The organism is Streptomyces sp. NPDC052721 (assembly GCF_040678315.1).
Lineage (GTDB): Bacteria > Actinomycetota > Actinomycetes > Streptomycetales > Streptomycetaceae > Streptomyces.
Window position 1 is genome coordinate 158,459 of record NZ_JBFATL010000013.1, and the last position, 10,030, is coordinate 168,488.

At 72.2% G+C, this 10,030-nt stretch carries 9 protein-coding genes; 4 read left to right on the top strand and 5 right to left on the bottom strand.

Features of this window, described 5'->3' with window-relative positions; translation table 11 throughout:
* Positions 1–196: 196 nt before the first annotated feature.
* From AB0L21_RS15795 to AB0L21_RS15805, 3 genes are all read left to right on the top strand, one after another.
* Positions 197–1,174, top strand: a complete 978-nt coding sequence (locus AB0L21_RS15795; protein ID WP_365698979.1) for a glycosyltransferase family 2 protein — start codon at positions 197–199, stop codon at positions 1,172–1,174.
* Positions 1,171–2,505: a polysialyltransferase family glycosyltransferase gene (locus AB0L21_RS15800; RefSeq protein WP_365784479.1), complete on the top strand. Its 1,335-nt coding sequence runs from the start codon at positions 1,171–1,173 to the stop codon at positions 2,503–2,505. The genes AB0L21_RS15795 and AB0L21_RS15800 overlap by 4 nt, the downstream gene beginning before the upstream one ends.
* A gap of 463 nt (positions 2,506–2,968) precedes the next feature.
* On the top strand, positions 2,969–4,111 hold the full coding sequence (locus tag AB0L21_RS15805) for an acyltransferase (RefSeq protein ID WP_365784481.1): 1,143 nt from the start codon (positions 2,969–2,971) through the stop codon (positions 4,109–4,111).
* Here AB0L21_RS15805 and AB0L21_RS15810 read toward each other — a convergent pair.
* The 3 genes from AB0L21_RS15810 to AB0L21_RS15820 form a co-directional block, all read right to left on the bottom strand.
* A complete protein-coding gene (locus AB0L21_RS15810) occupies positions 4,104–4,241 on the bottom strand; it encodes a hypothetical protein (RefSeq protein WP_365784483.1) in 138 nt (45 codons plus the stop codon). The two genes, AB0L21_RS15805 and AB0L21_RS15810, sit on opposite strands and share 8 nt — an antisense overlap.
* Positions 4,242–4,350: 109 nt before the next feature.
* Complete coding sequence (gene leuE / locus AB0L21_RS15815; RefSeq protein WP_365784485.1) at positions 4,351–4,995, bottom strand: leucine efflux protein LeuE; 645 nt, start codon at positions 4,993–4,995, stop codon at positions 4,351–4,353.
* Between the two features lie 63 nt (positions 4,996–5,058).
* Positions 5,059–6,651, bottom strand: coding sequence for a methylmalonyl-CoA mutase family protein (locus AB0L21_RS15820; protein WP_365784487.1), 1,593 nt, complete (start codon positions 6,649–6,651; stop codon positions 5,059–5,061).
* Between the two features lie 81 nt (positions 6,652–6,732).
* Between AB0L21_RS15820 and AB0L21_RS15825 the strand changes: the two genes are divergently transcribed.
* The gene (locus AB0L21_RS15825; protein ID WP_365698974.1) at positions 6,733–7,617 is read left to right on the top strand and encodes a L,D-transpeptidase family protein; all 885 of its coding nucleotides are present in this window, start codon (positions 6,733–6,735) and stop codon (positions 7,615–7,617) included.
* Between the two features lie 228 nt (positions 7,618–7,845).
* Here the strand turns inward: AB0L21_RS15825 and AB0L21_RS15830 are convergent, their stop codons facing one another.
* Positions 7,846–8,982 (bottom strand): hypothetical protein, encoded by a 1,137-nt coding sequence (locus AB0L21_RS15830; protein WP_365784489.1) that lies wholly within the window; start codon positions 8,980–8,982, stop codon positions 7,846–7,848.
* Positions 8,982–9,644, bottom strand: coding sequence for an RNA polymerase sigma factor (locus AB0L21_RS15835; protein ID WP_365698971.1), 663 nt, complete (start codon positions 9,642–9,644; stop codon positions 8,982–8,984). Before AB0L21_RS15835 ends, AB0L21_RS15830 begins: the two co-directional genes overlap by 1 nt.
* Positions 9,645–10,030: the final 386 nt, after the last annotated feature.

A 10,030-nucleotide genomic window follows, 5' to 3' on the forward strand; every position in this document is an offset into this window, starting at 1 on the left:
CGAAGACGCTAGGAAGCGATTCCGAGGTTCCGCCCAACCCGAATGCAACAAACGGTTAACAGCACATCGCCGAATGGCGAATCGGGCCGCGACAGCCGCGCAGAACAGCCCGGTTCACAGCTTCGCCACGTGCCGTTCACCCGGCATCAAACAGACCGTCAAGACGAATGACGGGCCGCGCCCTAACGTCCCTGACGTGGTCAAGCTCTCCGTCATCGTGCCGTTCTACAACGTGCAGCAATACGCGCCAGACACGCTCAGGAGTCTGAAGTCGAATGCGCGTGAGGACTTCGAATTCATTCTCGTCGACGACTGCTCCCGCGACGGGACACCAGAGATTCTCGCGCGTGCGGAGCGCGAGCTGCCGGGCGCGGTCCTGGTCCGGCACGAGCAGAACGGAGGGCTGGCGACCGCGCGCAACACCGGGATCGACCGGGCGCGCGGCGAGTACCTGACCTTCCTGGACGGCGACGACTGGCTCGCCCCCGGCTACTACCCGAAGCTGCTCGCCGCCGTCGAGGAGCTGGGCTGCGACTTCCTGCGCACCGACCATGTGCAGTGCACCGCCCGGGCGCGCGGCGTGCACCGGGTGCCGGTGGGCCGGCGGAACACGGTGCTCAGCCCGCGGGAGGCGATCCTGCCCGCCGACCGGTCCACCTCGGTGGACTACGCGTACGCGTGGGCGGGCATCTACCACCGCCGGCTGGTGGACAAGGGGCTGCTGCACTTCACCGACGGGCTGCGCACGGCCGAGGACCGGCCGTGGATCTGGAAGCTGCACCGGGAGGCGGAATCCTTCGCCGCGGTGAGCCTGCTCGGCGTGTTCTACCGGCGCGGCGTCGCCTCGTCGCTCACGCAGATCGGCGATGTGCGGCAGCTCGACTTCATCCGGGCGTTCGACCAGGTCATCGCGGAGACGGCGGCAGACCGGGAGGCCGACGTCCTGCTGCCGAAGGCCGTCCGCACCTATTGCGCGATCATTTCCCATCACCTGGGATCCATCGAAAGGTTCGAGCCGGCGGTGGCGAAGAAACTGAAATCCCTGAGTGCCGCCGCCCTGCGGCGCATGCCACAGGACGTGCTGGACGAGGCGCTGGACTCCATGGACCTCCAGCGCGCCACCCGGCTGCGCCGGCTGCGCCGCCGTCCCGCCCCCGCGGGGGCCGCCGCGTGACCACCCAGATCTTCCAGGCGTCGACGCTGTACGGCACGGCCACGCTCGCCGCCGCCCTGGACTCCGGCTGCTTCCGCCCGGCCGACCGGCGGATCCTGCTGGTCTGCAACAACGCGGCCACGCCCGAGACCTCACCGGCGCTGAACGAGATGCCGGGCTTCGAGCGGCTGCGGGACCGGTTCGACGACGTGGTGTCGTACAACGAGGCGATCTTCCCGTTCCACCCCGGCGGCTGGGCGCCCCGCGGCGACGACCTGCCGCTGTGGGAGCGGTACTTGCGCCACGAGTGGGGGCTCGGCACCGACGACGTCGAGCTGGCCGTCGAGTCGATCCAGGTGAACCCGTCGCTGGCGCTCGCGCAGATCTTCACCGGCGCCCCGGTCACCGTCTACGCCGACGGCCTGATGAGCTACGGTCCCACCCGCAACAAGATCGACCCGCTGGTCGGCACCCGCGTGGACCGGGTCCTCCACCTGGACCTGGTGCCGGGCCTGACGCCGCTGCTGCTCACCGAGTTCGGGGTGCCCGGCGAGGTCCTGCCGACGGCCGCCTTCACCAAGGTCCTCGCCGAACTGGCGCCACTCGGCGATGAGCTGCCGGACGTCCAGGAGCCCGCGCTGCTGCTCGGCCAGTACCTGTCCGCGCTGGACATCCTCACCGCCGAGCAGGAGGAGAACCTGCATGTGCGGATGCTGAAGGGCGCGGCCGCGCTCGGCCACACCACGGTGGTGTTCAAGCCGCACCCGTCGGCCCCGGCCCGCTTCACCCGCTCCCTGGAGCAGGAGGCGGAGCGGCTGAAGGTGGAACTGACCGTGCTGGACACTCCGGTGCTCGCGGAGGTGCTGTACCAGCGGATGCGTCCCGCGCTGGTCGTCGGCTGCTTCTCCACCGCCCTGCTCACCGCGTCCGCGCTGTACGGCCTCCCGGTCGCCCGGGTCGGCACCGACCTGCTGCTGGAGCGGCTGACGCCGTACGAGAACAGCAACCGCGTCCCGGTCACCCTCGTCGACGCGCTGCTGCCCGAGCTGACCGACGAGGCGGCCGTCACCGGGCAGCGGCCGGGCATGGACGTGGAGGCTCTGGGCGCGCTGGTGCGCGCGGTGGGCTTCGCGATGCAGCCGAAGATCCTGCCTAGGCTGCGCGCGGAGACGGAGAGCTGGCTGGCGCAGAACCTGAACGAGCGGACCCTGCGCTACTTCAAGCGCAAGCGGCTGACCTCGCTGGCCCTGCCGGGCGGTGTGCCGTCCCAGCTGTCGTTCCTCCCGCGCAACGCGACGGTCCGCCGGGTGGCGCGCAAGGCGCGCAGTCTGCGCCAGGCCGTACGGCGCTGAGCGGCCCTTGCGGCGGGGCGGGCCCGGACCGGGCCCGCCCTGTCTGCTGTCGGCCGGGGATCCGGCGGATCCGGGCCGCGTTCTCCTCGGTGACCTTCCACAGGGGCCCTCGGCCCGGACGGCGGTGGCGGGCCCGGCGGCGAAGTCGGCGGAGCGCGGGCACCGGCGGCGCAGCAGGCCGAGCAGTTCGCGTTCGGCGGCCCGGCGCAGCCCGGTGACGCGGGCGGCGACACGCAATCCGTCCTCGGTGATCAGCTCCGGGTAGCGCTCGCAGGCGGCGACGGCCTCGCGTTCCTCGCCGAGCGCTTCCCTCGCCGATCCGCAGGGTGAGGTGCGGTTCGTCGTCGTAGCCGCGTTTCCAGGGCCTTGTTGCCGACGGCCGATGAAACGATTGCTCCCGAAGGCAGATCTTCACCGGAAAGACGAAGACGATTAACGCCGGTCGGGTTGGGTGCCGAGAACCATGCCTGCTTCCTCCTCCGTCCTCGCCGCCGTACCCGCTCCCCCGGCCCGCGGAACGGCCCATGAACGCCAGAGCCGTCTGCACGCCTTGGACGGACTGCGACTGCTGGCCGCGCTGATGGTCTGCCTCTACCACTACGCCGGACGCGGCGGCCCGGTCTCCGCGTCCTGGCACCAGAGCCCGGCCCATGTCTTCCCGACCCTGTCCCAGATGGCCGCCTACGGCTGTCTGGGCGTGCAGTTCTTCTTCGTCATCAGCGGTTTCGTGATCTGCATGAGCAGTTGGGGCCGCACCCTCGGTGACTTCTTCCGCTCCCGGGTCGCCCGCCTCTACCCCGCCTACTGGGTCGCCCTGGTGCTGGTCACCGCGGCGGCCGTGGCCCTGCCCGTGGTCGTCCACCCGGTCCGGCCGGACGAGTTCCTGGTCAACCTGACGATGCTGCAACAGCCGATGGGCGCCACCCGCGTCCTCGGCGTGTGCTGGACACTCTGGGTGGAGGTCCGCTTCTACGCCCTGTTCGCGCTGTTCGTCGTCCTACGGGGTGTCACCTACCGCCGGGTGGTGCTCTTCTGCTGTGTGTGGACCCTGGCGGCGGTGGTGTGCCGCACCTCCGGCGACGCGCTCACCGACCAGCTGGTCATGCCCGAGTACGCCCCCTTCTTCGTCGGCGGACTGGCCCTGTACCTGATCCACCGCTTCGGCGGCGACCTGCTGCTGTGGGGCATCGTCGCGGTGTCCTGGCTGCTGGGGCAGAGCACCGCCACCCAGGGCCTGTGGCACCCGGGCGCGCAGGGCGACTTCCACCGCAGCCCGTACGTCATCATCGCCGTCGTCACCCTCGCCTTCGCGGCCGTGGCCGCGGTGGCGGTGGGCTGGACGCGGTGGGCCTCCTGGCGCTGGCTGGTCACGGCCGGGGCGCTGACGTACCCGTTCTATCTGGTCCACGAGCACCTGGGCTGGTTCGTCATCCGGGTGCTGCACCGGGGGCTCGGGCTGCCGCCGTGGCCGACGCTCGCCGTGACCGTGCTCGGCATGCTGACGCTGGCGTGGCTGATCCACCGGTTCGTGGAGAAACCGTTCGGCCCCCGGCTGAAGCGGGCGCTGAAGAAGGCCCGTACGCCTGCCCCGACCGCCCTCAGCTGATTCCGTACCGCGCCCCGATGCCGGTGACGGCCAGCGCCGGCCCCTCCTCGAACTGCCGGTCGTCCTCTACGCCACGCCGGGCCGGACGCAGCCCGCCGGCCGGCGTCAGCGGGGCGTTGCGGTGGGACACGACGGCCTCCTGGGCGCAACACCGCCAGGGGCGCGGGGAACTGCGCGACCAGCCCCCACGAACCCGCACCCGAAGAACGCACCCATGTCCGCCCGGTCCGGCGAGGCGATCAGGCGAGCGAAAGCTTCACCGCGAACCCCAGGAACAGCGCCCCCGCCGCCGACGTAGCGGTAGCGGACAGCCACTTGCGCCGGCGGAACGCCGCGGCCAGCCGTGTGCCGCCGAATATCAGGGCGCTGAGATAGAGCCCGCTGGCCAGCTGGGCGAAGGCGCCGAGAACGACGAAGGAGAGGGCCGGGTAGGCGTAGCCCGGGTCGACGAACTGCACGAAGAAGGCGATGAAGAAGAGGATCGCCTTGGGGTTGAGGAGGCTGACGACGAGGGCGCGGCGGAAGGGCCGCTCGTCCGTGCCCTGGGCGCGCGGGGCCTCCTCGGCGGCCCGCTCCCGCCGGGTCCGCCACATCTGCCGGGCGGCCCGCAGCATCCCGATCGCCAGCCAGCTCAGATATCCGGCACCGGCGTACTTCACGATCCCGAACAGCAGCGCGTTCCCCTGGAGCAGCGAGGCGACCCCGGCGGCGGACAGCGTCATCAGCACGGTATCGCCGCACCACACACCGGCGGCGGCCGTGTAACCGGCCCGCACACCGCGGCGAGCGGCCACGGACAGGACGTAGAGGGAGTTGGGGCCGGGCAGCAGCACGATCAGGAGCAGGCCCGCGAGATAGGTGGGGAGGTCGATGACGCCGAACATGGAGGGAGTGTCGCACGGGGGTACGACACTCGGTCCTCCCCGTCCAGAAGGGCGCCCGGGGGATCAGAAGGTGTCACTCGGTACGTGGCTCCCCCAGACGTCGCGGAGCGCCCCGCAGACCTCCCCCACCGTCGCCCGCGCCCGCAGCGCCTCCTTCATCGGGTACAGGACGTTGTCCTCGCCCTCCGCGGCCTTCCGCAGCGCGTCCAGTGCCGCGGTCACCGCGGCGTGGTCGCGTTCCGCCCGCAGCCTGGCCAGGCGCTCGGCCTGGCGCGTCTCGATCGCCGGGTCCACCCGCAACGGCTCGTACGGTTCCTCCTCGTCCAGCCGGAACCGGTTGACCCCGACCACCACCCGTTCACCGGAGTCGGTCTCCCGCGCGATGCGGTACGCGTTCTTCTCGATCTCGGCCTTCTGGAAACCCCGCTCGATCGCGGCGACCGCCCCGCCCAGGTCCTCCACCCTGCGCATCAGGTCGACGGCCGCCTCCTCCACGTCGTCCGTCATCCGCTCGACCGCGTAGGAACCGGCGAACGGGTCCACCGTCGCCGGTACGTCCGTCTCGTGCGCCAGCACCTGCTGCGTCCGCAGGGCCAGCCGCGCGCTCTTGTCCGTCGGCAGCGCGATGGCCTCGTCGAAGGAGTTGGTGTGCAGGGACTGCGTGCCGCCGAGGACCGCCGCCAGGGCCTGGACGGCGACCCGTACCAGGTTCACCTCCGGCTGCTGGGCCGTCAGCTGCACGCCCGCCGTCTGGGTGTGGAAGCGCAGCATCAGCGACTTGGGATCGCGCGCCCCGAACTCCTCCCTCATCACCCGCGCCCAGATCCTGCGCGCCGCCCGGAACTTGGCGACCTCCTCCAGCAGCGTCGTACGGGCCACGAAGAAGAACGACAGGCGCGGGGCGAAGTCGTCCACGTCCATGCCCGCCGCCACCGCCGTACGGACGTACTCGATGCCGTCCGCGAGGGTGAACGCGATCTCCTGCACCGGGGACGCGCCCGCCTCGGCCATGTGGTAGCCGGAGATCGAGATCGTGTTCCACTTCGGGATCTCGGCGGTGCAGTACCGGAAGATGTCCGCGGTCAGCCGCAGGGACGGCTTCGGCGGGAAGATGTACGTGCCCCGGGCGATGTACTCCTTCAGGACGTCGTTCTGGATCGTGCCCGTCAGCCGGTCCGCGGCCACCCCCTGTTCCTCCGCCACCAGCTGGTACAGGAGCAGGAGCAGCGCGGCGGGCGCGTTGATCGTCATGGACGTCGAGACCTGGTCCAGCGGGATGCCGTCGAAGAGCGCTCGCATGTCCTCGATGGAGTCGATCGCCACGCCCACCTTGCCGACCTCGCCGTGCGCGAGCGGCGCGTCGGAATCGTGGCCCATCTGGGTGGGCAGGTCGAAGGCGACGGACAGGCCGGTGGTGCCGTGGGCGATCAGCTGCCGGTAGCGGGCGTTGGACTCCGCCGCCGTACCGAAGCCCGCGTACTGGCGCATGGTCCAGGGCCGGCCGGTGTACATGGTCGGGTAGACCCCGCGGGTGAACGGGTACGCGCCCGGTTCGCCCAGTTTCCGGGCCGGGTCCCAGCCGGTCAGGTCGGCCGGCCCGTAGACCGGCTCGATCGGCAGGCCCGACTCCGACTGACGTGCCGACTGCTGTGCCATCGCTGCCTCCGCGCGGTAGGACGGGTACTCCTCACCATGCCCCGTAGTTCGGCGGCGGTCACGCGGGGAAGCATCCCGGGCATGAGGATCCCGGGGAGATCTGCCGCTCTGCTCGCCTCGGCCGCCGTGCTCGCCGCGCTCTGCGGGTGCACCGTGCAGCCGGCGGGCGCCGATGGGAAACGAGGCCTGCCGGTGCGTGTGGAACCGCCGGGCAGTCCAGGTGCCGGCACCGCCCGGAGCAGCCCGGGGCCCGGCACCGTCCGGACGGCACCGGCCGCTCCGCCGACGGCCACGCCGAGCGCCACGCCGGCCGCCACGCCCACCGTGCCCGCGCCGCGGGTGCTGTGGTCGCGCGGGGACAACGGGCCTGCCGTGCGGGAACTCCAGGCGCGGCTGCGCCAGGTGGCCTGGCTGGCCGTGGGGCCGACCGGGTCGTACGACGGCCCGACCGAGCAGGCCGTCAAGGGCTTCCAGGGCAAGCGCGGGCTGCCCCGGACCGGCGCGACGGACGCCGTCACCTGGCAGCGGCTGGTGGCGATGACGCGTCCGCCGGGCAGGTGGGAGCTGTATCCGAGGGGCGGTCAGCCGGCCGCCGCACCGGACCCGCGCTGTCTGACCGGGCGGGTGCTGTGCATCAGCAAGACCAGCCGGACCCTGCGCTGGATGGTCGACGGACGGACCCTGTCCACGATGGCGGTGCGGTTCGGCACGCAGTACACCCCGACCCGCGAAGGTGTGTTCACCGTCTACTGGAAGTCACGGCACCATGTGTCGACCCTCTATGACTCACCGATGCCGTACGCGATGTTCTTCAGCGGTGGCCAGGCGGTCCACTACTCGTACGACTTCGCGGCGCGCGGCTACGCGGGCGGTTCGCACGGATGCGTCAACGTCCGGGACGAGACGGCGATCGCCCGGCTCTTCGCGCAGGTGAGGATCGGCGACAAGGTCGTCGTGTCCTGGTGAGGCGCCCTGCTGAGCGTGTGCGTTGCGGGGCGCGGGCGGGACCGGGGGAACGTGTCCCGCCCGCGCCAGGTGCACGAGCCGCGGGTACGGGGGGAACCCCGGCTCCGTGCGACGGCCGATGACCAGTCGGCTCACTCATTACTGCGTCACAGGCTCCAGAAACGTCACACCTCCCGCCGAAAAATTTTCGATGCCTGCAAAAGCGCAGGTCAGGCGGGGTGACGTCGATCAGAGCGCGGTGTACGTCGGAGTCGGTGACGGGGTCGTGGAGCCGTTGCCGGGTGCGCCGGGGTGCGCGGGCGCGAAGGCCGAGGGAGCGGGGGCGGCGCCACCGCCGTGCCGGCCGCCGCCCTTGCCGTCCCCCTTGCCGCCGCCCTTACCACCGTCTTTGCCGCCACCCTTCCCGCCGCCCGGGCCGGCGGGACCGTCGTCGCCCTTGCCCTTGCCGCCGCCGTCCTTGCCGCCGCCGCCCTCGCCCTTGCCGTTCTCCGAGCCCTGGCCGGTGTTCTCGCCACTGCCGCCGCTCTTCGCGCCGCCCGTGCCTCCGGAGGCGGAGTCGCCGGGCCCCAGCAGCACCTTGCAGTACGTGGTCACGCGGCCGGGGCCGCCCGCCAGGTGTTCCAGCGCGCGCTTGCGGCCGGCGTCCAGGTCCTTGCCGTCCCGCAGCGCACGACAGGCCGCGGTGGCACCGAGCCACCCGGTGCCCGACGTCGCGGAGGGGGCTTTGGAGCCGGGTACGGCGTGCCGGCCGGCGCCGTCGCCCGTCCCGGCGGCCTCGTCATCGGTGCCGCCGCGCCCTCGGGTACCGCCGTCCGGCGTGCCCGTGCCCGTCCCGTCGCCCGGTGCGGAGGGTGAACCGAGCGGCTGTCCGGTGGTCGTGTCGGGGGAGACCGAGGTGGAAGGGCGGGGGTGCTCGTCGCCGAACGGCGTGGGCAGCACTCCGCTGCCGGCGGCCACGGCGACCCCGCCGAGCGTGCCCGCGGCCACCGCGGCGGCGAGGGCCAGGCGCACCGGGCGGGCCCAGCGCGGGCGCCGGGTGCGGATTCCGGTACGGGCCTGGGCGCCGATGCGGACCAGGCCGGCGTCGGCGCCGCGTGCCGGGGTGCGGGTGGTGGCGGGGGCGTGCGCCGCGGCGGTGCGCTCCGCCTCGGCGGCCTCGCGGACCTTGCGGAACGCGGCCAGGGCGGCCTGCTCACCGGGGAGTTCACCGGAGGCGGGAGCCGCCTCCGCGGACAGCGCGCCGAGCGTCCGGGAGAGACGTTCGGCCTGGTCACGGGCGGAGGGGTCGACGGCTTCCAGTGACTCACCGCGCAGCAGGCGTTCCGCCGTCTCACGGTTCAGCCACTTGTACTGCTCGTCGGCCATCACATGTCCTTCTGCGTCCGCGCACGTGTATGCGTCACAGTTGCGGACGTCACCGCGCCGCGGCGCGGTTCTCTCTGCGGCGGGAGCGCGTCGAGTCCGCCCGCCGATTCCGGATCGTCGCCGATCAGCTCCGCGAGGCGCTTCAGACCGCGGTGCGCGGCGGTACGGACGGCGCCCGCGCGTTTGCCGAGGGTCTCGGCGGCGGTCTTGGCGTCCAGGCCCACGACCACGCGCAGGACGACCGCCTCGGCCTGGTCCTGCGGGAGCCGGGCGATCAGGGACAGGGTGCTGTCGGTGGCCAGGGCCTCGATGGCCTCGCCGGCCGTGTCGGACTCGGCGGCGCGGCCGGTCAGCTCCGTCTCGTCGCCGCCTATGGCGGGGCGGCGGCCCCGCATGCGTATGTGGTCCAGGGCGCGGTTGCGGGCGATCCGGGCGGCCCAGCCGCGGAACCGGTCGGCGTCACCGCTGAAGCGGTCCAGGTCGCGGGCGATCTGCAGCCAGGCCTCGGACGCGACGTCCTCTGCGTCCAGGTCGCCGACCAGCGTGCGCACGTATCCGAGCAGGCGCGGGTGCACCGCGCGGTACACCGTACGGAACGCGGTCTCGTCCCCGTCCTGTGCCGCACGCACCGCGGCGGTCAGCTCCGCGTCGTCCCCCAGCACCGTACTCCCTTTACGCCTGTCTTCGGTCGGCGCGAAAGGCACGTTACGGCGTGAAACCTCTGCTCGTCCATGTCTGTAGAAGATGCAACTAACTCGTGACCGGGTTCGGATGTGCGCAGCGTGAGGTCGGGCCGGGGTCGCGATGTGCCCGCGGTGTGGCGGGGTGTGACACAAACCGCACCCACGGCGCTGAAGAGAGTACGGGCCGCGCGCGGCCCGTCCGCGCGACGGCCGGGGCCTCTCCTGTGGGGGGTGGCGGCCCCGGCCGTTGCCTTCGCGGACACGATGGGCCCCTAGGCCCTGTCGTCAAACTCCCGTCTGCCGCGCGACGCCATGCACGCACTCTCGCCGCACCGGGCCCCGACCCAAGTACATCCAGTACGAGG

What these genes read in the sequence shown, in the direction of transcription:
- AB0L21_RS15805 (WP_365784481.1), top strand. Translation starts at nt 2,969, where the DNA reads ATGCCTGCTTCCTCCTCCGTCCTCGCCGCCGTACCCGCTCCCCCGGCC.
- leuE (WP_365784485.1), bottom strand. Translation starts at nt 4,995, where the DNA reads ATGTTCGGCGTCATCGACCTCCCCACCTATCTCGCGGGCCTGCTCCTG.
- AB0L21_RS15820 (WP_365784487.1), bottom strand. Translation starts at nt 6,651, where the DNA reads ATGGCACAGCAGTCGGCACGTCAGTCGGAGTCGGGCCTGCCGATCGAG.
- AB0L21_RS15825 (WP_365698974.1), top strand. Translation starts at nt 6,733, where the DNA reads ATGAGGATCCCGGGGAGATCTGCCGCTCTGCTCGCCTCGGCCGCCGTG.
- AB0L21_RS15830 (WP_365784489.1), bottom strand. Translation starts at nt 8,982, where the DNA reads ATGGCCGACGAGCAGTACAAGTGGCTGAACCGTGAGACGGCGGAACGC.